The 24,407-nt window shown below is 54.8% G+C and carries 20 protein-coding genes; 7 read left to right on the forward strand and 13 right to left on the reverse strand.

Features of this window, described 5'->3' with window-relative positions; all coding sequences use genetic code 11:
• The first annotated feature begins 276 nt into the window (after window positions 1–276).
• The 4 genes from Pla100_RS15605 to Pla100_RS15620 all read left to right on the forward strand — a co-directional run bounded on the left by Pla100_RS15605 (window position 277) and on the right by Pla100_RS15620 (window position 7,390).
• Window positions 277–1,650, forward strand: coding sequence for an efflux RND transporter periplasmic adaptor subunit (locus Pla100_RS15605; RefSeq protein WP_146578629.1), 1,374 nt, complete (start codon window positions 277–279; stop codon window positions 1,648–1,650).
• Window positions 1,650–4,778 (forward strand): efflux RND transporter permease subunit, encoded by a 3,129-nt coding sequence (locus Pla100_RS15610; protein ID WP_146578630.1) that lies wholly within the window; start codon window positions 1,650–1,652, stop codon window positions 4,776–4,778. Before Pla100_RS15605 ends, Pla100_RS15610 begins: the two co-directional genes overlap by 1 nt.
• A gap of 24 nt (window positions 4,779–4,802) precedes the next feature.
• On the forward strand, window positions 4,803–6,065 hold the full coding sequence (locus Pla100_RS15615) for an FAD-binding oxidoreductase (RefSeq protein WP_146578631.1): 1,263 nt from the start codon (window positions 4,803–4,805) through the stop codon (window positions 6,063–6,065).
• A 128-nt stretch (window positions 6,066–6,193) separates the two neighbouring features.
• Window positions 6,194–7,390: a sialate O-acetylesterase gene (locus Pla100_RS15620; RefSeq protein ID WP_146578632.1), complete on the forward strand. Its 1,197-nt coding sequence runs from the start codon at window positions 6,194–6,196 to the stop codon at window positions 7,388–7,390.
• Window positions 7,391–7,408: 18 nt separating this feature from the next.
• Here Pla100_RS15620 and Pla100_RS15625 read toward each other — a convergent pair whose 3' ends face one another.
• The 12 genes from Pla100_RS15625 to Pla100_RS15680 all read right to left on the reverse strand — a co-directional run bounded on the left by Pla100_RS15625 (window position 7,409) and on the right by Pla100_RS15680 (window position 19,688).
• Window positions 7,409–8,641, reverse strand: a complete 1,233-nt coding sequence (locus Pla100_RS15625; RefSeq protein WP_146578633.1) for an RNA polymerase sigma factor — start codon at window positions 8,639–8,641, stop codon at window positions 7,409–7,411.
• A 7-nt stretch (window positions 8,642–8,648) separates the two neighbouring features.
• Window positions 8,649–8,999: a YciI family protein gene (locus tag Pla100_RS15630; RefSeq protein ID WP_146578634.1), complete on the reverse strand. Its 351-nt coding sequence runs from the start codon at window positions 8,997–8,999 to the stop codon at window positions 8,649–8,651.
• A 21-nt stretch (window positions 9,000–9,020) separates the two neighbouring features.
• Window positions 9,021–9,494, reverse strand: a complete 474-nt coding sequence (locus tag Pla100_RS15635) for a VOC family protein (protein ID WP_146578635.1) — start codon at window positions 9,492–9,494, stop codon at window positions 9,021–9,023.
• Between the two features lie 9 nt (window positions 9,495–9,503).
• Window positions 9,504–9,881, reverse strand: a complete 378-nt coding sequence (locus Pla100_RS15640) for a VOC family protein (RefSeq protein ID WP_146578636.1) — start codon at window positions 9,879–9,881, stop codon at window positions 9,504–9,506.
• Between the two features lie 78 nt (window positions 9,882–9,959).
• Window positions 9,960–10,334, reverse strand: coding sequence for a YciI family protein (locus Pla100_RS15645; RefSeq protein ID WP_146578637.1), 375 nt, complete (start codon window positions 10,332–10,334; stop codon window positions 9,960–9,962).
• Entirely contained in the window at window positions 10,331–11,179 is an 849-nt protein-coding gene (locus Pla100_RS15650; protein WP_146578818.1) for a YciI family protein, read from the reverse strand. Before Pla100_RS15650 ends, Pla100_RS15645 begins: the two co-directional genes overlap by 4 nt.
• Window positions 11,180–11,229: 50 nt before the next feature.
• Window positions 11,230–12,090: an SRPBCC domain-containing protein gene (locus tag Pla100_RS15655; RefSeq protein WP_197167975.1), complete on the reverse strand. Its 861-nt coding sequence runs from the start codon at window positions 12,088–12,090 to the stop codon at window positions 11,230–11,232.
• Between the two features lie 375 nt (window positions 12,091–12,465).
• Window positions 12,466–13,647 carry a DUF1552 domain-containing protein gene (locus Pla100_RS15660; protein WP_197167976.1) on the reverse strand — a complete coding sequence of 394 codons (1,182 nt, stop codon included), beginning with the start codon at window positions 13,645–13,647 and terminating at the stop codon, window positions 12,466–12,468.
• Window positions 13,580–15,838 carry a DUF1588 domain-containing protein gene (locus Pla100_RS15665; protein WP_146578640.1) on the reverse strand — a complete coding sequence of 753 codons (2,259 nt, stop codon included), beginning with the start codon at window positions 15,836–15,838 and terminating at the stop codon, window positions 13,580–13,582. The genes Pla100_RS15660 and Pla100_RS15665 overlap by 68 nt, the downstream gene beginning before the upstream one ends.
• 272 nt (window positions 15,839–16,110) lie before the next feature.
• Window positions 16,111–17,598, reverse strand: a complete 1,488-nt coding sequence (locus Pla100_RS15670) for a 3-keto-disaccharide hydrolase (protein WP_146578641.1) — start codon at window positions 17,596–17,598, stop codon at window positions 16,111–16,113.
• A 98-nt stretch (window positions 17,599–17,696) separates the two neighbouring features.
• Window positions 17,697–19,085: a sulfatase family protein gene (locus tag Pla100_RS15675; RefSeq protein WP_146578642.1), complete on the reverse strand. Its 1,389-nt coding sequence runs from the start codon at window positions 19,083–19,085 to the stop codon at window positions 17,697–17,699.
• A 102-nt stretch (window positions 19,086–19,187) separates the two neighbouring features.
• Window positions 19,188–19,688 carry a Crp/Fnr family transcriptional regulator gene (locus Pla100_RS15680; protein ID WP_231603107.1) on the reverse strand — a complete coding sequence of 167 codons (501 nt, stop codon included), beginning with the start codon at window positions 19,686–19,688 and terminating at the stop codon, window positions 19,188–19,190.
• Between the two features lie 61 nt (window positions 19,689–19,749).
• Between Pla100_RS15680 and Pla100_RS15685 the strand changes: the two genes are divergently transcribed.
• The 3 genes from Pla100_RS15685 (at window position 19,750) to Pla100_RS15695 (ending at window position 22,144) form a co-directional block, all read left to right on the forward strand.
• Entirely contained in the window at window positions 19,750–20,670 is a 921-nt protein-coding gene (locus tag Pla100_RS15685; RefSeq protein ID WP_231603108.1) for a mechanosensitive ion channel family protein, read from the forward strand.
• Window positions 20,671–20,832: 162 nt separating this feature from the next.
• Window positions 20,833–21,366, forward strand: coding sequence for a Uma2 family endonuclease (locus Pla100_RS15690; RefSeq protein WP_146578644.1), 534 nt, complete (start codon window positions 20,833–20,835; stop codon window positions 21,364–21,366).
• A 109-nt stretch (window positions 21,367–21,475) separates the two neighbouring features.
• Entirely contained in the window at window positions 21,476–22,144 is a 669-nt protein-coding gene (locus Pla100_RS15695) for a Uma2 family endonuclease (RefSeq protein WP_146578645.1), read from the forward strand.
• A gap of 682 nt (window positions 22,145–22,826) precedes the next feature.
• Here the strand turns inward: Pla100_RS15695 and Pla100_RS15705 are convergent.
• Entirely contained in the window at window positions 22,827–24,320 is a 1,494-nt protein-coding gene (locus tag Pla100_RS15705) for a sulfatase family protein (RefSeq protein ID WP_146578646.1), read from the reverse strand.
• Window positions 24,321–24,407: the final 87 nt, after the last annotated feature.

Genomic DNA, 24,407 nt, shown 5'->3' on the forward strand with positions numbered 1-24,407 from the left:
GTCCTTGACCGATTCTCAAACAATCTACTGACTCATCTCGGCGATTCAACTCGGACAGTCGTGCGATATTGATGAGTATTGTAGAATTCCCCGCGATGCGGATCATGGCGACCTTCTGTCGCGAAGCAGTCTGTTTCAGTGGCTATAATTCCTTCACGAGGAAGTCGCTCTTGCCTGCACCAACATGTCAATTCGACGGTGGCCCGCCATGGAAATCGTCGAGACGAAACCAATGTTTCCGATACTTCCTGAAGCAATCGAGAATGGGCCTATTCGATGACCAATGAATTTGTGTGGGTTCGCAATAAGGCGTTTGTGATCGCGCTCGTCTGTACGTTGCCGCTGATCGGCTGTTCGCGGCCGGCTAACGAATTCGTCGCACCGCCGCCGCCGAGTGTGACGGTGATGTTGCCGATCCAACAGACGATCACTCGCTACGTCGAACAAAACGGCGAAACCGAAGCCGTCGGAAGAGCTCAAGTACGGGCTCGCGTTCGCGGATTTATCGAAGCGATCGAGTTCGAAGCGGGGCAAAAGGTAGACGTCGACACGCTGCTGTATCTAATCGAAGACGACGAGTATCAAGCAACCGTCAATTCGATGACGGCGGAAGTCGCCGCAGCCGAAGCTTCGATCAGCGTCGCCGAATCCCAGGTGCTGACCGCTCAAGCCGAAGCCGATCGCGCTTCACGCGATGTTGATCGCCAAAAACTCTTGCGTGAAAAACAAGCGTCGTCGCAAGCCGAGTATGACCAAGCCTTCGCCGCCGACGCAGCAGCCAAAGCCTCAGTGACTGCGGCGCGATCAGCCGTCGATTCTGCCAAAGCGGTGCTGAAGCAGACTCTCGCGAATCTGGAGAAGGCGAAACTTACTCTCGGCTACACCCGTGTCACCGCGCCGATCGCGGGGCAGGTGACCAAGACGGACCTCAAGCTCGGCAACTTGGTCGACAACGGTACCGAGTTGGCCACGGTCGTCGATGACAGCCGCATCTACGCAAACTTTAGCATCAGTGACCGGCAATTGCTCGAATTAAGAAAGGCCCGTGGCTTGAAGGGGCAAGGTCGCTCGTCGCAAGAAGAATGGTCTAACGTTCCCGTGTTCCTTCGTCGCGAAACCGATGACGGGTTCCCGTTCGAAGGTCGCTTGAATTACGTCGACCAGGAGGGCGTCCAAGCAACCACGGGCACGGCCAGCCTGCGAGCGATTTTTGAAAATCCCAGCGGCCAATTGTTTCCTGGTTTATTCGTCCGCGTCCGCATGCCCATCGCCAAACAACCTGACGCGTTGATCGTCCCCGCCCGCGCCGTGTTGCAAGACCGCGTCGGCGCGTTTGTTTTCGTGGTGGGACCAGACAACTTGGTGCAGCGGCGTGACGTGAAGGTGGGCGAGCAAGACGGAGCTTGGACGGTCGTTGAGGACGGCTTGTCTGGTGACGATCGCGTGATCATCGAAGGTTTACAGCGTGCAAGACCCGATGCTCAGGTGCAAACTGTGGTGAAGAACGCAGACCTTTCCGAACTACCGGCGTCGTTCCGCACCTCGTTGACGGACGCAACCGAAGTGGACGCAACCGAAGTGGACGCAACCGAGGCGGACACAACCGAAGCGGACACAACCGAAGCGGACGCAAAGGATGTGGCCGAGTAATGTCACGATTCTTCATCCATCGCCCGATCTTTGCCACCGTCATTTCGATCGTCATCGTGATCGCAGGGTTGGTCTCCTTCGGCGGTTTGCCGGTCGCCAAGTTTCCGGAGATCGCTCCTCCTACGGTCAAGGTCACGGCTTATTATCCCGGCGCCAATGCGTCGACGATCGCCGAAACGGTCGCAACGCCACTTGAGCAGGAGATCAACGGCGTCGAAGGGATGCTGTATATGTCCTCGAATAGCTCCAACGATGGCAGCTACTCACTAACGATCACGTTCGCGTTGGGAACGGATTTGGACATGGCCGCCGTGCTGGTTCAAAACCGCGTTGCGATCGCGGAATCGAGATTGCCTCAGGAGGTTCGCCAACAGGGCGTTACCACGCGCAAGCAATCCACTCAGATTCTGCAGTTCATCTCGCTCTATTCGCCCGACGGCGGGTTGAGTGATCTGTTCCTGAGCAATTACGGATTGACGGTCAAAGATCAGCTCAGCCGCATCGATGGAGTGGGCGAGGTCCAGGTTTTCGGTGCGGGTGACTACAGCATGCGGGTGTGGCTCGACCCGCGATTGCTCAAGCGTCACGGCATCACAACGGCCGAAGTCGTAGCCGCAATTCGCGAGCAAAACGTTCAAGTGGCCGCAGGGCAGATCGGCGCATCACCGGCACCCGACGGAACTCCGTTTCAACTTTCGATCAATACCGCCGGTCGCTTGGTCACTCAAGAGCAGTTCGGAAACATTATCTTACGGACGGGAAGCAGCGGCAGCACGCTCTACGTTCGCGACGTTGCTCGCGTGGAGTTGGGCGCAAAAGATTACAACTATCGTTCGACCTTCAACGGCCAACCGTCGGCGGCGGTGGCTGTGTATCAGTTACCGGGCGCCAACGCACTGACCACCGCATCGCTGATACAAGCTAAGCTCGCGGAACTGGCCGCGTCGAACGATTGGCCCGAGGGAATGCGGTACGCGGTTCCGTTCGACACGACGAAGTTTGTGGAGGCTTCGATCAGCGAAGTCTACTCGACGCTGTTTGTGGCCGTCGTGTTGGTGGTGCTGGTGATCTACGTCTTCTTGCAAGATTGGCGTGCCACGATCGTGCCCGTCTTGGCGATCCCTGTTTCGTTGATCGGAACGTTTGCGGCGATGAGTGCGATCGGATTCTCGCTCAACATGCTGTCGCTATTCGGCGTCGTGCTGGCGATCGGTATCGTCGTCGATGACGCGATCGTGGTCGTTGAAAACGCCTCGCGTCACCTAGCCGACGGACTGAGTCCCAAGGACGCGGCGGTCAAAGCGATGAGCGAGATCACTGGTCCGGTGATCGCGACGACGCTCGTGCTGCTGGCGGTCTTTGTGCCCACCGCGTTCATGCCTGGAATCACGGGGCAATTGTTCCAGCAATTCGCACTGACGATTTCGGCGGCGGTGATTATCAGCACGATCAACGCGCTGACGCTCAGCCCCGCGATGTGCGGTATCGTGCTGCGTGCCCCAAAAGAAACGTCTTTCGTTGGATTTCGATGGTTCAACGCCGTGTTCGACAAAGTGTCGGAAATCTATGGCAGCGTGGTCGCGCGGTTGGTGCGAATGTTGTCGCTGGTAATGATCGCTTATGTGGTTTTGGTGGCGTTGACGGGATGGTCGCTGATGCGCCTCCCGACGGGGTTTGTGCCCGAGGAAGACCAGGGTTATTTGTTCGTCAATGTGCAATTACCCGATGCCGCGTCGCAACAACGCACCGCAGTGGTGATGGATCGGCTCGATCGGTTCTACCAGACCGTGCCCGGTGTGGCGGATACCGTCACGATTTCAGGATTTTCGCTGCTCGGCGGATTCGCGGGATCGAACCAAGGCATGACGGTTTTGGTGCTTGAGCCCTGGGACCAACGTCAAACGCGAGAAAAGAGTTTGCAAGGGATCCGGCAAATCCTGCAAGCCGAGTATGCGACGCTGCAAGAAGCCGTTGCGTTCGCGTTCACTCCGCCCGCGATCGACGGGCTCGGCGCGGCGGGTGGGTTTCAGATGGAGGTGCTGGACCGAGGCGTCAACGGTTACGCCGAGTTGCAGCGAACGGCCGAAAGCCTCGCCGAATCCGCCCGCGGCCAAACGGGATTGGCATCGGTCAGCAGTACCTTCCGAGCAAACGTGCCACAACTGTTTGCCGACGTGGACCGCGACAAGGTGAAGTCGATGAACATTCCGCTGTCGTCTGTCTTCGAGACACTGAGTGCTTATTTGGGATCGGCTTACGTTAACGACTTCACTTTCCAGAATCGCTCGTATCAAGTTCGTGCCCAAGCCGAGCCGGAGTTTCGTAGTCGCGTCGAGGATATCCGCAATCTCGATGTGCGCGGTCCCGATGGAACGATGATCCCTCTTTCATCGATTGTGGATGTTCGCAATACCGTCGGTCCCACCGTGGTCAGGCGGTACAACCTGTCGCCCGCCGCCGCGATCAACGGATCGGCTGCTGTCGGTTTCAGCTCCGGAGAAGCACTCAGCCTGATGGAGCAAACCGCGAGAGAAGAGTTGCCGGCAGGATTCGGTTATGAGTGGACAGGGATGTCGTATCAAGAAAAGATCGCATCGGGTGGCCAAGCTTTGATCTTGGGTTTGGCGGTGTTGTTCGTGTTCTTGGTGCTCGCGGCGCAGTATGAAAGTTGGACGAGTCCCGCATCGGTGATCGCCGTGGTGCCGCTTGCGGCGCTGGGTGTCGTACTCGCGTTATTGGTGCGTGGGGCCGACAACAACACTTACACTCAGATCGGCATCGTGCTGTTGGTAGCTTTGGCGAGTAAGAATGCGATCTTGATCGTGGAGTTCGCGAGCGAGCAACGTCGATCAGGGATGAGCGTGGTTGAAGCCGCCGTGTCCGCAGCGAAACTTCGCTTTCGGGCGATCTTGATGACGGCGTTCTCGTCGATTCTCGGATTCTTGCCCTTGTTGTTTGCCAGTGGCGCGGGTGCGGCGAGTCGTCAAGCCGTCGGCAACGCAGTCGTCGGCGGAATGATCGCGGCAACCGTTTTCGCGTTGTTATTCGTGCCGCCGTGCTTTGTCTTGTTTCGCACGATTTCCGAACGGACGGCTAATCGCAAGCTAGATTTCGGGAAGCTTCGATAGGTTTCTTCGTTTTGGATCAAAGACTTGAGTTGGTTTGTACTGGCATCGCTGCTCGGATGTGTGATCGGCTATCCCGTGATTGCCGAATTCATTGCCCGTCGTGAAGATATCGCATGGGGAAGTTCGGACCGCGACGAACTGACGCGTGCTTCCAAGCCTCATGATCGGTCCGACCGGTTCAAACCGAATTTGGCTCAGATCGATCCGATCGACTTTCGTTGGAAGGGATGGCGAACGATGGAAGTCGTCGGGCTTGATGACGAGTCGCCTGATTGCCGGTCATTCCGGTTTCGCCCGCTCGACGGTTTGGGGCTACCCACTTTTCTCGGCGGTCAGTTCATTACCGTGCGTGTTCAAGATCCGGTAACCGGCAGACGGACCAGTCGTTGCTACAGCTTATCCAGCAGCCCGGGTGAGCCTCATTTTCGCATCACCGTCAAACGTGTGCCTGGTGGTTTGGTCAGCAATATCCTGCATGACCGAATCCAACTCGGCGACCTCATCGACGTACAAGCTCCGGCCGGACGATTTCACCTCGGCACCGAGCGTCACGATCGCCCGCTCGTGTTGATCGCGGCGGGGATCGGCATCACACCCATGCTATCGATGTTGATGCACAGCCTTGAAATCGCACCGGCAAGGCCGATCCGTCTTTTCTATCAGCTCCGCGATTCCGACAATGCTCCGTTTCTCGGGCTACTTCGTCGCATCCACGCCAAGCTCGCTGATGCGAAAAAGAATTCGTTCGGCCTGCATGTATGGTTCAGTCAAGCGAATTCGACGTGCGAATCGTCGCACGATCGGCCCGGCCGGATCGATGCTGCTCAACTACTTGATCAACTCAAAACCCTTGATGCGGATTTTCGAATTTGCGGTCCTGACGCTTTTATGTCCGGCATCGCCGAAGGTTTAGTCGAATGCGGTGTGGAACCATCCCGGGTGCAGTACGAATCGTTCGGTGGTTCGTCCAAAGGAGTTGGTGCCATACGAATCAACTCGGATGAAACAGACCGACAAACAAAATCACTGGTAACGCACCAAGTCACTTTCCAGTCGAGCGGTAAAGAATCAACGTGGAATGGAACCCAAGAATCGCTCCTTGATTTTGCCGAGCAAGAGGGAGTTGAGATCGAATCGTCCTGTCGCTCAGGAAGTTGCGGTTCGTGCGTTCGCGGATTACTCAAAGGTAAAGTGCGATACGATCAGGAACCATCGTGCGAAATCGAAGCCGACGAGGTCGTCATGTGCATTGCCCAACCTGAAAGCGATGTTAGCATCGACGCTTAGTCGTTGCGGCTGATTGAGTGACCTGAATCTCCACCGATGGCATTGGAAAAGGTATAAAGGGGGCGCAAGCATTTTCTCATGCTCGCCTCCTTCCTCAAATCACTGCGGCATCCATGGACGCTCGACGAATGAAAACCTCTAAGATCTTCAGCATTGCATTGGCGATCTCGACAATTGCATTTGGCAACAATGCGTCTGCGAAGCCGCTGAAAGTGTTCATCCTGGTCGGCCAGTCCAACATGCAGGGCCACGCTCACGTTCGAACGTTCGAACACATTGGCATGGACCCGCAGACCGCGCCGCTTCTCGAGCGAATACAAAATAACGACGGAACACCGCGAGTTTGCGAAAACGTTTGGATTTCATCACTGTCCACTAACGGCGAAAAAACTGGTCGCCTAACAGTCGGATTTGGTGCGGACGAGAATAAGATCGGTCCCGAGTTGATGTTCGGCATCACCGTGCAGAAGAAACTGAACGAGCCCATTCTGATTATCAAAACGGCGTGGGGCGGCAAGAGTCTCCACACCGATTTCCGTCCACCGAGCGCAGGTCCCTATCAATTCAATAATGCACAGCTTGAACAGATTGAGAAGAAGGGAAGCGATCTTGCTACGATTCGAGCAGAGAAAGACAAGGCTACCGGCCACTACTATCGACTCACGATGAACCATGTCGAGAAGGTGCTGGCGGATATCAAACGTGTCTATCCTGCTTATGACGCAAGCCAAGGCTATCAACTCGGTGGCATGGTTTGGTTTCAAGGTTGGAACGACATGGTCGATCAAAGCGTCTATCCGAATCGTGATCAACAGGGAGGGTACCAAGCCTACAGCGATTTGCTCGCACATTTCATTCGTGACGTCAGGAAGGACCTCGGATCACCTGATCTTCCGTTTGTCATCGGCGTGATGGGGGTCAACGGTCCCATTGAAACCTATGCACCGGAACAGAAACGTTACCAATCGACGCACCAAAACTTCCGTGACGCGATGGCGGCACCCGCCAAGCTCGATGATTTTCAAGGCAACGTATCGGCGGTGCTGACCGAGAATTACTGGGACACGGAATTGTCAAGTCTCCGCGCCCGCGAAGGGAGTATTCGACAAGCGATCAAGCAACGTGTGGCCGCCGAAAAGCCTTCCAATCAACAGTTGCGAGAGATCCAAGACGACGCCATCTCAAAAGAATTGACGCCGCACGAACTCAAGGTCCTGCAAGTCGGCGTCTCCAACGCCGAGTATCACTATCTCGGCTCGGCCAAGATTATGGCGCAAATCGGTCAAGGATTCGCCGATGCCGTCCTGAAACTTCTCGACCAATAGGAAACGCGGTCGGCGATGTCACGATTGAAGTGACTCGATTCTTTTTCTCAGGAAGCGCTGTTCGGGCTGCTGTTGGGCCAATGACAGGGCGTGCTCGAACGCTTTTCTTGCTTCCCGCGGCTTTCCCAGTCGTCGCAGGAACTCGCCACGGGCCGAATGGGCCAAGTAGTAATCTCGCAGGTCGCCTCGTTGCAAGATGGCGTCAATGATGGTCAAGCCTGATTTCACATCATCTCGCATCGCAACCGCGACGGCTCGATTGAGCTCAACAACCGGAGAAGGATCAGCCAATAGCAAAATGTCGTACAGTGCAACGATCTGTGCCCAATCGGTTTCGGTGGCGACTCTTGCTTCGGCATGGACAGCCGAGATGGCAGCTTGGATCGTGTAGACTCCGAATCTTCCCGAACGTAATGAGTGTTCGACCAAACCTTTTCCTTCGGCAATCAAATCATGGTTCCACAAATCACGATTCTGTTCATCCAGCAGAACAATGTCTCCGTCTTTCGTCAGCCTTGCGTCGCGGCGTGATTCGTGAAGCAACATGAGCGCCAGCAATCCCATGACTTCCGGGTCGGGCAATAACTCGACTAACAAACGAGCTAAGCGAATGGCCTCGCTTGTTAGCTCAACTCGCGTCAATCGATCGCCGCTCGATGCGGAGTAGCCCTCGTTAAAGATCAGGTAAATGACCGACAAAACCGGATCAAGGCGACTCGGCAGATCGTTCAATGATGGGACGATGTAGGGAATGCCAGCGTCGCGGATCTTGGCTTTCCCACGCACGATGCGTTGTGCCATGGTCGCCGACGTCATGAGAAACGCACGTGCAATCTCATCCGTCGTCAGACCGCATACCTCACGAAGGGTTAGTGGAACCCGGACTTTCGGATCGATCGCGGGGTGACAGCACGTAAAGATCAGACGCAATCGGTCGTCGACGATGTCTTGTCCCGCTATCGCCAAGTTGGCCGATTCGATTTCAGCAAGGCGCCGAGCCAAATCCTGCTGCAGATCGTGAAAGCGTGCTCGGCGACGCATCATATCGACCGCCTTGAATCGTCCGGTCGAAACCAGCCATGAGACCGGATTGTCCGGCACGCCTTGCTCGGGCCACTGCCGCATCGCAGCGGCAAAAGCATCATGGGTCGCCTCTTCGGCAAGATCAAAGTCGCCTAACAGCCGTATCAGCGTTGCGAATACTTTTCGCGAATCGTTACGGTAGAGTTGCTCGATGTATTCGGATTCCATCGCGACCCTACGGCATCCCGGGCAGCTCGATGATCGAACGTATCTCGGTCGTCCCACGCGTTGTACCGGGGATCTGCGACGCGACTTCAATGGCTTCATCGAGACCAGCCACGTCGATCAAAAAATAGCCCGCTAGCTGTTCCTTCGTTTCAGCGTACGGCCCGTCTGAAACAGCGAGGTTGCCATCACGAACCCGAACACAAGTCGCAGTGTTTGCCGCTTCCAGCGGTGCCGCCCCGAGATACTGCCCTTGATCGTTTAGTTTGTGACACACACCCACGGACTCATCGCGAGCGACAGCCAATTCATCAGGCGGCCAAACTCCCTCTTCGGAATAGATCAACAGAATGTATTTCACCAGGTGTCCTTTTCTAAAATTTCAATCGCGCCCATCATACGCACATTGCAACGCCGCAATGTCCAATTTTTTCATTTGCCAAAGTGCCTCGAACATTCGCTGTAGTGCGACCGGATCGTCGGCTTCAAACCAATCCTGCAGTTTCGTGGGCCAGACCTGCCAGCACATTCCGAACTTGTCTTTGAGCCAACCGCACGCCAATTCGGATCCTCCGTCGGCGATCAGATTATCCCAGAGCGTATCCAGTTCGTCCTGTGTATCGCGCTGGATCGCTAGCGAAAACGCTTCGGTGAATTGCCAATCTTGTCCTGCATTGAGTGAAGTGAACTTCATGCCAGCCAATTCGAACTCGACCGTGAGGACGGCTTGATTACCTGGGTTTCGGACTTTGCGGATGATCTTGGAATCAGGAATGACCGACACGTAGAACTCGGCGGCCTGTTCGGCCTGATCCGCGTATGAAAAGAATGGCGTAATTCGTTGTTTGATTTGCATGAGATCGACCTATTGCAACGAGTGAAGACCGACCATGTTTCCTTCGGTGTCCGATACCAGGGCGATGAATCCGTATTGACCGATCGCCATTTTCGGTTTGCAGATTTTTCCGCCTGCGGCTTCGACGCGGGATGCCTCGGTCGCACAATCCTCGCACGAGAAATACACGAGCGTTCCCATTCCACCCGAAGGGCAGCCTTCCATTCTCGCCAACGCACCGGAGGCCCCACCGGCTTCCATGTCCATCGGAAACGCCTGCATTTCCAATTCGGGATCGGGCGATGCAAGCTCGGTCAATTCGACGGCAAGAACGGTTTCGTAAAATGCTTTCGCACGCTTCATGTCTTGGACATAGATTTCAAACCAACCGACAGGATTGCGATTCATGATTTCGTTTCCTCAAAAGTATTGATTGAATTTGCGGGGGTAGTGGATCTTGTTAAAGATCCTGAATCGTTGGGATCTTTAACAAGATCCACTACGGCTAGGCTCGGGCAGTTCCGGTAACGGAAACAGGGGGCGGATTTCGACGGTGCCTTTCTTCGCCGGTGGCAAGCGTGCGGCGATCTCGATCGCTTCGTCTAGGTTGTCCACATCGATGATGTAGTAGCCGCCAAGCTGCTCAGTCGTTTCGGCGAAAGGACCGTCCATGATTTGCTTTTTGTCATCACGAACGCGAACGCTTGTCGCCGTTGTGACCGAATGCAATGGCGACGATGCGACCCACTTACCTTGTTTTTCAAGCTCGTCGCAGATGCGCATCGATTCGATCATGCAAGCTTTACGTTCGTCCTCGGTCCAGCAACTCTCGGCGGCGTAAATCAGTAGCATGTATTTCATTCTAGGTTCTCTCCCGGAACCATGACCATCCAACCTAGACCAAATTTGTCGGTCACCATTCCATAACACGGCGACCAGAATGTTTTTGTAAGAGGCATGTCGACTTTACCGCCTTCGGCAAGCGAGTTGAACGTGGAGTCGGCAACCGTTTCGGACGCAACGGAAAGCGCCAAACGAAAGCCATCGAAGTTGGATTGATCGTCGCAACCGTCTGAGGCCATGATGGTCATTTTTCCGACGGTAAACGATGCGTGCATGATTTTGTTTTCGAAACCGGCCTGCAGCATGCCATCAGGCACCGCGTCCGGACTTTCGTTGAACCGCATCTTCATTAGAACCTTCGCTCCGATAGCCCGTTCGTAGAACGCCAAAGCTTCCTCGCATCGCCCGGCGAAAAACAAATAGGGTTGAACGACGCTGTCGTGTATCGCAATCTTGTCACGCAGTGATTCTTCCTGCATTGCGATTTGACCGTCTGGATCATTCGCCGCAAAATCTTGCATTTCATAGAACGGACGAATCTCAATCTCCGAATCTTCAGGCATCGGATTGGGACAGCGTTTGACCCAGTCGATCGCTTCCTGCATCGAATCGACTTCCCATATCCAGTAACCGGCGATCAGTTCCTTGGTCTCCGCGAACGGTCCATCAAGCACGGTACGATCGGTGTCGCTGAATTGAACTCGCACGCCGGCGCTGCTTGGTTTCAAACCGTCGCCGTCTTTCATGATTCCGGCTTGAACGAGTTCCTCGTTGAATTTTCCCATTGCGGCCAGCAACGACTCACTGGGAAGCTGGCCCGCCTCCGAGCTATTGGTCGCTTTCACGATCACCATGACTCTCATGTTTTGTCCTTGGTTAGTTGCGTAATATCCGATGTTCCCTGCCGAACGATTCACTGATCCTGTGGAATGGTGTGCTCAACGAGCTGTGCTAATTGCAATAGTGATTCTTGCCATCCGAGATAGCACGCGTCGGTCGGGATCGGATCAGGGATTCCCTCTTGTACGATTGTCAACTCGGTGCCACATGACACGGTTTGGAGCGAGATGGTCACTAGCATCTCTCCAGGTAGGTTTGGATCGTCAAACTGATCAACGTGTCGGATTCGTTGGTAGGGTGTTAGTTCGATGTATTTGGCCGAAAAGGAATGGGATTGACCGGATTCGAAATTCGTGAACGACATGCGGTATCCGCCTCCGACACGGGCATCCATTTCATGGACTTCGCCGATAAATCCGTAGGGTGGCAGCCATCGAGCCATCGCGTCGGCGTCAATGAATGCTTGGTAAACACGCTGGGCGGGCGCACGAAACACCCGGTGTAGCCGAACCGAGTTTCCTACGCTGCTAGGTTTCGGCCCGTGATTTTTCAAGAACGTTTCGTGTCGAGCGGCGATCACTTGATTCATCTCCTCATCGGCGGGCCTAATTTCAAACGGGCCCATTTTCACGCCCGGATGCTGCGACATTAACGCAATGGCGTGATTGAGATCGCGTGCTTCGAGCAGAAGAATTCCGCCGAGGATTTCTTTTGTCTCGACATAGGGCCCGTCGGTAATATCGACCGAACCATTCTTCATTCGCAGTGTGACCGCGTTGGTCGCCGACTGCAGTGCTTCCCCACCGAGAAAGTGGCCTCCCAGACGCAGCTCATCGTCATAAGCCAAGCAGGCTTCCATCATTCGCTGTCCCTCTTCGTCGGACATCGATTGGTAGTTGGTCTCGTCATAAAACCCCATGCAAATGAACTTCATCGCTTCATCTCCCGACCTGGATGCCTGATTTGTTGTGCGGATTCTTGTCGCTTTCATATTGATCGAACAGCCGTCGCCGTGATCGACATCTTTTTAGAAAAGAAGTTGAGAATGCCAGATCGTCTCGAAGACTCGATCCGTTTCCCGCAGATGAGCAGCAGTCCTTCGCACGCGGTTAGCGATTCGCGATATCGCTACTGACAATGCCTTGACGGTTTCAGAAAACTCAAAAAGGCTCGGCGACGGCGAGGATTTCGAACGATATCGCGTCGTTTTGGGAAGCACCGTCAATCGCTAAGCGTTCTACCATCGACATCAACGAATGCACTTCGCGGAGCGTCGTGGTACCGAGCCGCGTTGGTAGGATAACAGGACTTACGATTCTAACGAGAGTTTGCCCGTGCTATCGCCGAATTTTGGCCTAGGGGTGCCCATTCGTTCAAGCAGTTCCAAGTGCAAGTTTGCCATCGGGGTTGCTTCAGAAAGCTTTTGGTGCAAGCCGTTTCGGATGCCTTGTGCTCCGCCACCGGCGAAGATTACCGGCAAGTCATCATGATTGTGACGGTCGCCGTCACAGATACCGCTGCCATACACCAGTAAAGTATTGTCCAACAGAGTCGACCCCGAATCCAACCGATGTGATTTCATCGCACCCAACAAGTAGGCCAATTGTTCGCAATAGAACGCGTCGATGCGGGCGATCTTTTCGAGTCGCTCTTCGTCTTTTTTGTGGTGCGAAAGATCGTGATGACCGTCACCGATTTCGATTTCCTTGAACGATCGATTGCTGCCATCGTGGGCCAGCATCAATGTGGACACTCGCGTGGTATCGGTAGCCAAAGCAAGCGACATGACGTCGATCATCAATCGCATGTGTTCGGCGTAACTTTCTGGAATGCCTGACGGAGTTGGCACATCGGGATCGACGGGTAAGCCGAATCGTTCGGATTTCTCGATGCGGTTTTCGATCGCCCTTATACCGGTAAGGTACTCATCGATTTTGCGACGATCTTCGGTCCCGATCTGTCGTGCCACGAAGTTGGCTTCTTCACGTAAAAAGTCGATGACCGATTCTTGCCTTTGCTGACGTCGTTGATAGTTCGCGTGACGCTCGCCGTGCGACCCGTCACCGAACAAACGCTCAAATACCAAGCGAGGATTGGATTCCGGCGGTACCGGAGTCCGTTCATCCGCCCAGGCGATGTTGTATTGATAGGCGCACGAGTACCCCGAGTCGCAATTGCCACTGTTTCGAACGCCGTCGCAGGATAGCTCCAGCGATGGCAAGCGAGTGAGACGGCCGATCTTTTGCGCAACGACTTGGTCCGCCGAAACACCCAGATGAATATCGGATCCGGCGGTCTTGTGCGGGCGAGCGGCGGTAAGGAATGTCGCGCCGGCGCGAGCGTGGTCACCCGCTCCGTCGCGGTGAATATAGGCTTCGCGATGTTCCAGCCCGGTGATGAAACGCAGCGAGTCACGAAACGGCTCAAGCGATCGGGTTGAACGATTGAACTTGAAATCGGCACCTTCGCCTTCCGGTCGCCAATGTTTCATGTTCACGCCGTTGGGCACATAGACGTAACACAGCCTCATCGGCTCGGTGGCGTCCGCCGAAGATGCGAACGCCTTTGGGATCGATCGGTTTGTCCGGTTCGGGGTCGCGTCCTCGCCAACCTGGCATACCCCATTCCATTTCTCGGTACTGCCCGATCGCATTGTAGTGTTCCAGCGCTAGTCCCAACGGGTCCATCCGAGCATGGCACGACGCACACGCGGGATCGCGGCGGTGTTGTTCCAATACTTGGCGTAGCGATGCGTTTTTCATATCGCCCGACTGCGATTCCTCCAGCGATGGGACGTTCGGCGGCGCGGGCGGGGCGGGTGTACCAAGTAGGTTTTCAAGAATGAATAAGCCTCGTTTGACCGGACTCGTTCGTGTCGGATTGCTCGTTACCAGTAACACCGAACCGTGGGTTAAGATACCGCGACGGTGACTGTCCGGCGGCAAATCCACTTTTCGAATCTTATCGCCTTGGACGCCCGCGATGCCGTAAAACTTAGCCAAGCTTTCGTTCATGAACGAGTAGTCCGCATTGAGCAATTCGTGAATCGGGCGATTCTCTTCGATCAGGTACCGGAACATTGTTTCGGTTTCCTGCTTCATCGCCTCGCGGACTTGCCAGGGGAACATCTTGTCATCACCGCGAAAGGCCAGCACGCGTCGGACATCGACCGGAATCGAATGTACGTCGCGGGTCTTGAGCCATTGACCGACAAAATTCCCCACGCCGACTCGCAGTCGCCATTCTTGGTCGATCATTCGATCGATCTGTTGGTCGAGGTTTTCTCGCAGCTTGCCGTCTTGGGCGACCGACAACAAATCGTCGTCCGGCGGGCCGCCCCACAAGAAATAGCTAATTCGGGTCGCCAACGATAAATCGTCGATCGGTTCGCCTAATGCTGATGTAGGTAGGTGACTCGGCATGGCGGCGAGTTGTGCTGCCGGCATCTCCTTTTCAATTCGAAACAAAAATCTTGGCGAAGCGAGCACCAGCTTGATCGCCGCGGCAATCCCGTGTTCGTATCGGTTGCCCGGAATCTGGCGAGTTTCGCGTGCGATTTGGCAAAGCCGAGCCAACGTCGCATCGTCGATAGGTCGGCGAAATGCACGCGTTGCAAATCGACCGATCACTTCGCCGGTCATCGCGTCCAACGCCGCTTCGTCAGCGTCCGAAGGCGGTGGGCCGTTGAATAGGATCTTTTGCCCCCGATTATATTTGCGAACGTCACCATCGGTCGGACCAACGAAGTTGATGTACTCGACGCGAAACGAGTAGGGAGCGGGACCGGGATTGTCGAGCTGCTTGCTGGTCGTGTCCTTGGACGTCGGGTGAAACTTGACACTCAGGTGCATCGGTTGGTCGCCGACAGCCACCGACGCGGATAGCACGCCGCTGGTCTTTTCATTGAACCCAGCAAGATGTCGCGCGATCTCAGTCGGTTCGTCGTCATCGGACGGATACAACCACAGCGTTATCTCAGCCGCTTGATCGGTATTGGTCCACGCGCCATCGAGGCTCCATTTTACAGCTACGTCGTACTTCCCAGAGCGATCGATCTTCTTTTGAAAATGGAACTGACGCGTATCGTTAAACTTGACTTCGTGAGCTTTCGGTCCCTCCGGCGAATCCATCCTAAAATGATCTGACCAGAACCGCGTTTCGGGCCAACTCGGTCCACTCGTTTGGATCGCATCGCCGACGATTTTGTCTGCAGCTGACAAATACTTCTCGAACAACACGGGCGAGATGTGCAGGACTGCCCTACCCGGATCGATTTGGGTCGCGTCCAAACGAAAAACATCGGACTGAATCCAATCGACCCATTCCGACCGTGTCGTCACGCTGGGTCGGTCTTCGTCCGACGGAGGCATCGTTTCGGCGCGAATGTTTTGCCAAACCGCCTCCCATTTGCGAATCGTTTGGTCACCGTAATCGCCGGCGGCGAGTTGTTCAAAGCTAAAGCCGCCTTCCTCGCCACCGTCGCCGTGACAACCAAAACAGTGATTTTCAAAACGGGCTCGCAAAACGTTCGTATCGAACGTAACACGATCGGTTTTTTCATCGCCCGATACCGGCAGAGGCGAAAACAACACCCAAGCAGACGCGCCTATCACCGCCAACAAGAAGGCAGAAATCAGTATCGAATCGACAGACCGAAAAACCTTCATTAGGTAGTAATTCACTCGGGGTTATCCGCTCTACGATCTGACATCAAGCAGTCTCAATCAGATCCATCAACGCGGGACGCCAACCGAGAATCGATTTCGAATTCACCCGGCAACGTACCACCAGGAGAACTTCGGGGTAATTGAAATTGACTGGGAAGCCAGCGATCCAACCATCTTGATGGAAATTCGTGATATCGAGAACGAGACTCGCATTTCGAAACAGATCCGACTGAGCGAACTACGGGCGAAAGGCTAGTGCTTCATCGAATATCAAATTCGGGGAAGCACTAATAAGGCAGTTCACGCAGATAGATATTCTTGAAGAACAACTCACTGCCATGGTGTTGCAACTCGATTTGATCGGTGCGTGGGATCGGCATCTTGCGGGTTTTATCCCAGTAGTTTTCTAGCTTCACGCGGTCAACGATCGGCTTGCCGTTGAGCCAAATGCTGACCTTTTCACCGACCATGCGAATGAAGAAGGAATTCCATTGGCCCGGTGGTTTATCCGCCAAGGTCGTCGGTGAATTGCGCCAACGTTGGTTGTTCCAGAGACCGCCCGATCCCAGATTGCGACCGTTCTTGTAGGCGGCGACCCAGTCCTCCGGCGTCTGCGGTGCATCGGCATCTGATTTGGTTCGTGCGTCCCACGGATCCCAAATTTGCACCTGTGGCGTCCCGCGAAGATAGATTCCCGAATCGGCTCCGGAGGGGATTTTCCAGTCGATATACATTTCAAAGTCGCCGTAGTCGCGGTCGGTACACAAGCTTTGACCTTGACCGTCGTAAGTCAGCACGCCGTCACTAACGCTCCAGTGCGCGTTCATGATCTCATCGGCGATCGCTTGTGCTTGCTGCAAGGCTTCGCCGGTCAAGGCTCGTCGTTCGTTGGCGTTCTGGTGTGCTAAGCCTTTCCAGCCACTCAAGTCCTTGCCGTTGAAGAGAGCTTCAAACCCATCGGGCGGTGTATTGTCGACGCTTTCCTTAAGCAGAGGTTTCGGTGTCGCCAAGTCGGTAATTCTCAACCCACGAAACTCAACACGATCACTGTGACCGGCCAACGTCACATGGCCACTGCGGTTTGACATCGACGGGTGCTCATTCCCGTCGACCGGTCGAACGTCATCGAGAAACGCGTCGACGATCACGGCCCCGTTGAGGATCACCATGATGTGATCCTCGACAGCGATGATGGTTTCTTGGTTCCATTGTCCGACCGGTTGAAGATAGCCGGTTTTGGCGGGAACGATGCCATAAATTGAACCGTGGTATTGCCATGGTTTCAGCCAACTGAGTTTTCGTTTGCCACCGCCGAAGTCGGAGTCGCCTTGGTAGCGTGCGCCGTGATGATCGAGGATCTGAATCTCCATCCCGTCGCTTGCCGCGTGACCGCCCTTGGGAACACGAATTCCGATTCCGTTGTTACCGCTCTCCTCGAGTTTGAACTCGAACTGGAAGGCAAAATCCGAGTACTCCTTCTCGCTAACAAGATTCTTTCCGCCTTTTTGACAGACCAGAACCCCGTCCTGGGCGACGTAACCTTGGGTATCGCCGGTCCAGCCCGACAAGTCCGTTCCATTGAACATCTCTTGCCAGAGACCGAGTTGATTGAGAATTTCAAGCGGACGTTCGCCCGCAATCAAGTTTGGGTCAGGCTTGGGTTCGTTCGCTTTGCCGTTTTGCTGTGCTTGAGTACTGCTGGTAGTGGCCGCCGAGAACACCAAGGTGATCACAACGGAAAGCAGAAACAAGTCGGGGAAAATCAAACGCTTCATCAAATTTTCTCGCTAGTGGGTTCGGCATTCTTAACGTGGCGTCGACTTTCAGTCGACGTTGCTGGGGTTGGCGACTGAAAGTCGCCACTACGGAAAGTTCATTCGGTCGTATTGCGACAATCGCGATGCATCGCCAAGGCTTTAACTTGCATCGTTTTCAGTTGGCTCAGATTGCTCTGGCTTAGGTCGTGTTGTTCGTTGGGATCGACCGACAAATTGAACATGTATTCGGTTCCCGAAGGCTCCTGGACATACTTCCAATCACCCGACCGCACGGCGGTCCAATTGCCACGACCGAGTTCTTGGTGTTTTCCGGTTTCCCAGAAAAGCGTCCGTGTCGGAAGTGGCGAGCCATTGAGCACGTGCTCCGTCAGATCGATACCGTCTTGTGGTCCTGATGGCAGCTTGGCACCGGTGATACGACACAGCGTCGGCGATAAATCCAAGCTGCTTGTTACCGCATTGCTGACACGTCCTGTTTGAATCTTGCCCGGCCATCGCATCAGGCACGGGACCTTGATACCGCCCTCAAACAACGTGGCTTTCTTTCCTCGCAAGGGTTCGTTGTTGCCACCATAAACCGGATCACCACCATGATCGGTTAAGAAAACCACGAGCGTGTCGTTGCTCAGTCCCGTCGTTTCGAGTGTCCGCATAACTCGTCCCACACCGTCGTCTAACGATACGACCATCGCGGCGAATTCACGGCGGATCTTGTCGCTGATCTCGCCGGTTCGCTTGAGATCAGATGCTTGGGGCTGCATCAAATTGACTGTCGTCTGATCCGCCGGACTCCAACCTTTGCCGAAATGGGGCGCGTTGTAGGCCAAGTACAGAAAGAACGGTGATTCGGATTCGGCGTTCCTTTGCAGGTACGCGACCGCCTCGTCGGTGATCAATTCCGTCGCATAACCGACCTTGGATACGTGCCGGGTGTTCTCGTACCAGTCGGGAATGATCCCATAGGTCATTGTAAAATAATCGATGCAGCCGCCGGTGTGCCCTTTAAACAATTGGAAGCCGTGATGGACGGGCAAGAACTCTTCCGATCCGTGTCCCAAATGCCATTTGCCGATTAACGCGGTTTGATAACCAACGTCTTTCAACGAGGATACGAACGTCGCTTCTTGAGGTTGTAACCCTCGTGACTTGTCACTGTCGGACATGAACATCAGCGCCCCGAGAAGAGAATCGGCGGAGCGAGACGGGTTGCGACCCGTCAACAGGCCGTATCGCGAAGGAGTGCAGATGGAAGAAGCCGAATACCAGTTCGTCATCTTCAAGCCTTCGGCGGCGATCCGATCGATTGAAGGTGTTGGTATCTCACTGCCGTAGCAGCCGACATCACCGACGCCCTGGTCGTCGGTGAAAATCAACACGATGTTGGGGCGGGAATCTGCGGCGGCAGCATTGGATCGGCATAGGCACACCGCCGAGAATGATAGCAGCGACAACAGGAAGGCTGTTGTAATGCGTGAAAAAGTCATGGCGGGATAGGCGGGATCAGCGAGGCGGGAGTGAGCAAGCAGGCCGCCATTCTACACCGATCGGTGCCACTCAAGGTGGCCGGCTGGCAAAGAAATCAGGGCTTAAACGGAGGGGGCAAACCCATCACGATCGATCATGAACAGTCGATCGTCAGCCTTTCGCAATCGCCGGCTCACTTCACGTCCCAAGTTCATCATGATGATCGCATACTCTTCCGCGTTCTCTCGATAGAGCTTGCCCAGCGTCGATCGTGCCACCTCGATCGCTTCGCAATCTGTTCGTGCCACCACTGACGCCGATCGTGAACAAAAATCGATCAGCGACATTTCACCGAAGCAATCACCGACGCCCATCACCCCGAGCGTCACCGATTGGTCCCCTCGCATCCGGATCACCTCGGCGGCACCGGAAACCATGACGTAGAGCGACTCACCCGGATCACCTTCCCGAAAGAAGAATTCTCCTTGGGCGACCATTCGTTGCACCGATCGTTCTTGGATCCACTGCAAAGTTGCCGCCCTCAACCCACCGAAGGCGGGAATCTTTCGAAACCACTGGATCTGCGATTCGACCATCTGAATTGTCTCGACTCGTGAGAACACCGGGCCCCTTTCTCAAACAACATCCTAACATATTACGATCCTCTCCTACTTTCTTGCCAAATTGACCGCCCGAATCAGCGGGTATTTGGCGAACCGACGTGTCGAAAACACGTTGTTACGACAAGTGATCGCGAACGTGTTCGCGGTGATGGTTTTCATCATCGGCTTTTATATCGCCTTGCGAGTTTCCGGTTTGACACGGCTTGCCGTCACCCTGCTCGGTGGCACGGGCTTGGTGGGTCTCGCTCTTGGATTTGCTTTCCGTGATATCGCCGAAAACTACCTTTCGAGCATCTTGATTTCGATCAACCATCCGTTTCGCGTGGGAGACTTGATCGAAGTCGACGGTGCCAAGGGATTCGTTCGAAAGGTCACCACCCGCGGCACGGTATTGAACACACTCGAGGGCAATCAAATTCAAATCCCCAATAGCACCGTCTACAAGTCCAAAATTTTGAATTTCACCGCCACACCATTGCTGCGATTAACGTTCGCTGTAGGCATCGGGTTTGAAGACGCGATCTCCGATGCCCAAGAGCTCATCATGCAAACGTTGCTCAAACATGAGGCCGTAATCAAGGACCCCGCTCCGCTGGTCTTGGTCGATGCGTTGGGCGCGGCGACGGTGAACTTGAAAACTTATTACTGGATCGATCAGTCCACGCATTCGGGATTGAAAGTCAGCAGCAGTGTCATACGTCAGGTCAAGGAAACGCTAGCCGAAGCGGGAGTCAGCATGCCCGATGAAGCCCGAGAGTTGGTGTTCCCCCACGGCGTGCCGGCTCGGATGATCGAGGACTCAAACGCTCCGATCGCCAAACCCGAAGAGGTTTCGTCGCCGAAAGCTCAAGTCATTTCGAACCGATCCAAGGATAAAACAATGACTCAAGGCGAAGGCAACCTGAGCAACGAACAAGACGAAGTCATGCGAGTCACCGGAGGCGACGCCACGATCGCCGGTGGCGAGAATCTGATCGAGTAACTGAGCAGCCAATCGAACTGCTACTCTGCCGAGTGACAGAAGAAAAAGTACCCGATGCGGTAGAAAAACAATCGCCGCTCGCCTTCCCGAAAGGGAGAACTTGATCGGGTATACTGTGAGCATTTCAACAACTTCATTCCGAAACGTTTCTGAAGATCGGCCATGTCAGCCCTCGCACGCTATCAACCGCTTTACACCGTTAATGACTACATGCAGTGGAAGGGTGATTGGGAACTTTGGGCGGGCCACCCCGTGTCGATGAGCCCCAGCCCTTTCGGACGACATCAAGCGATCCTAACCAAGATCGCTAGTCTGCTAGTCAATGCCGTCGAGAACGCGAATTGCGCCGCAACAGTGATCGCCGAAATCGACTGGGTCGTCGACCCGACGACGGTTGTTCGGCCTGACGTCTTGGTGGTTTGTGGGGAATCTCCCGAACGTCACGTTGAGCAGGCTCCCGCACTGACGGTCGAAGTGATATCGGCAACCTCGATCGAACGCGATAGGATTTACAAACGAGAACTGTATCGAGACAAGGGCGTCGGAAACTACCTGATCGTTGATCATGAAAAACGAACGATCATACTTCATCGTCAATCCAACCGATGGGCCGAAGAAACGATCGAACAGATTTTGGATCTAACCATCTGCGAAGATTGTCGGTTGAGTATCGATCTCAGCAGAATATTCCAGTGAACAACGAGCGAGCGAGGTGCACGAGGTCTGGGTCAACACTCAAGTGCTCCACGCCCGGTCGAATTCGATTAGAATCGAGGCGTGGAAAATTTGTTTCGCCGGAAGTGGGATGATGCTCGAAGAATTTGAATTAACGTCGCTGATGTCGCGGCCGGATTTGCCTCGCATTGCCGCAACGATCAACGCAACGCTGGAGGCGGAACGACAGCGCCGACAACGTTTTCGGGCCGATCTGACGCCTAGCGTCAAGGCGGAATTCATCGCTGGCCAAATGGTAATGCATTCGCCAGCTAAGGCGAAGCATTTGCGGGTGACCGATAACTTGGTGAGTTTGCTTCGGCACTATGTCATTGCGAATCAAAGTGGCGAAGTTTTCACAGAAAAAGCGTTGATTTGTTTGACCCGCAACGATTACGAACCCGACGTGTGCTTTTTTAATGCGGAAAAGGCGGCCACGTTCGATGGAGATACGATGGAGTTCCCCGCGCCGGATTTCATCGTCGAGGTTCTATCGGATTCAACGGCCCATCGTGATCGAGGCGTCAAATTCGATGACTACGCTTTGCACGGCGTGAAGGAATACTGGATCATCGACTGCGATGCGGAATCGGTGGAACAGTACATCCTCCCCAACGGCCGAACGAACTATGACTTGGCTCACAAACTCACCGAGGGTCCGATCGAATCGATCGTCGTTTCCGGATTTCGAATCCCCGTAATCGCGTTGTTCGATACACAGGAAAACCAGCAGGCTTTGCGAAGTATTCTTGAAGCTTGACGTTTGAATATCCGAGCGAGCCACCAAGGTGCTTGGGGTCGATCAGAAAATCCGCGATGCGTCCTCGATCGCGTGAGAAAGGCGGGAGGTACTGGACCGCTGAGATGGCTCCCAAAACGGCGAAGACCAACAGCCAAGTCGCAGAAAACGCAGGCGATTGGATGGCTCCAAATCCCGCATAGACGCCCAAAGCGAGGAGTGTCGAACCGCCGACCAACTCCGCCCCCAGCACGCTGCCGATCAAAATTTTCAGGGCGACTTCCGACCGGCTCATCGCTCGCCGATTGCGTGCTAAGATCGCGCGAGGTGTGCGGTCAGGGTTTGCCTGAAATCGGTTCGTTCCCATCGTCTTGTTCTCATGTGTTCGATTCCCCAAGACTTCAGTATTCCGAGAGGAGGTGTCTTGGCGATCGCCTGATCATGCGAATACCGTGCCGTGGCACATTTGTAGGCTGGGTGAAGGAGGGCTTTGACGACGAACACCCGGCGAATGGATTGTGGCGATTGCTTTCGGCTTTTGGTTAGCGGCTGTTGATTTAATCGTAACCCGATGCGTCAGCGAGGGATTGAGCGCCATTAATTCTATTTGAAGTATCCCTCGCTCACGCGTCGGGTTTCGATGAGGATTGAATCAACAGCCCGCTAGCAGCCTGCCGGGTCTTCGCTATCGCTGCGACCCAGCCTACTTGGTTGGTTTCTTGGCTCGCTCGATCGTCTTTTGGTATTCCCAGCGGTCGCGCCATTGTGGGAACTTGGCTTGGTAGGCGGGTAGGTCGGTCCAAAAACGAGGACGTGGATGATCGGGGTCGACTTGGCCTTCAGGGTAATCCTCTCCCGCGACGCTCGCATCGACGGATTGATTGAATTGATCCAACCAAGCTCGCAGCCGCCGGGCTTGTTCTGGATGGCTCGAAACTTGGTTCCTTTGCTCGGCGATGTCTTCGTCGAGGTTGTACAGTTCGTCGCCTTTTTTTGTCCGAATCAGCTTCCATGGATTGTCGACCACGGCGCTTTCGGTTTTGTAGCGAAACCCGATCGGCGATGGACGGCTTTTCTCCGGTGCAGAATATGGTGAAACGAGCAGCTCTTTCAAACTGATCCCGTCGAGGGGTTTGGTCAACGAGTCGGTCGACACGCCGATCAGGTCGAGGACGGTCGGTGCGATGTCGATCGCGCAAGCCGGATATCGACTGACCCGCCCCGGTTCGATTCGATCGGGCCAGTGCAAAACACACGGCACTCTCAAGCCGCCTTCGTAGAGTTGGCCTTTGTGGCCACGCAACGGGGCGGTCGCCGACGGTCGGATGTCGCCCAGTCCGCCGTTGTCACTGCAAAACCAGATCAACGTCGAAGACAAGGCATCGATCTCTTGGAGCCCCCGGCGAAGCGTCCCCAAACTACGGTCCATCGCAACGAGTTCGCCGTATTGTTGAATCGATTGGGCATCCATCGATTCAACCAACTCCTTACGTCCGGGGGTATCGGCCAATGACGCGATGTCTTCGGCCGACGCTTTGAAAGGCGAATGGGGTGTTCCGTACCAAACCACCGCAAAGAAGGGTTGGTCACTGCGTTTGGATTGGCGAGCAAATTTCAAGGCTTCGTCGACGATGATTTCCGAGGAATCACCCTGGAAGCTTTCGAATTGCCCGCCTCGGCTGAGCAGCGGATCGCGATCGAAGAAATTCGTCACCGACAACCAGGTTTGGAATCCGAACTGTGCCGGTCCGTACGGGTCGTCGGCGAAGATCGGCACGCCGGGTCCGCGAAGCCCATCGAGATGCCATTTGCCGAAATGACCGGTCGCGTACCCGGCCTCGGCCATCGCGGTCGCGAGTGTGGATTCTTGACGACGCAGCGCGTAACCGTGTTCCATCACTCCGGTTCGTTCATGCGTCCGTCCGGTCAAGACGCTCGCTCGCGTCGGAGAACAAACCGGTCCGGCGGCGTAGTAACGATCCAACCTCAAGCCATTTTCGGCGAGTGCGTCGAGATTCGGCGTCCGCAATAGTGGGTGATTGTAGTAACCCGTTTGAGCGTACCCGAGATCATCGGCCATGACCAAGACGATATTCGGGCGGTCCTGACCGTGACCGATCGCAACGTCCCAGCAGGCGACGCAAGCGAGTAATGCGGTGAGGGCGACGAAAAAACCGGGCAGAACGGAGCGAAACATCTTGCAAGAATTCTCTTGAAGCTGGGGGGCGGCGAGTGTTTTTGGAAAGCTGGCATTGACACCCGGAATGGTGAATTCATAGGACCA

The organism is Neorhodopirellula pilleata (genome assembly GCF_007859915.1).
In the GTDB taxonomy this organism is placed as follows: domain Bacteria; phylum Planctomycetota; class Planctomycetia; order Pirellulales; family Pirellulaceae; genus Rhodopirellula; species Rhodopirellula pilleata.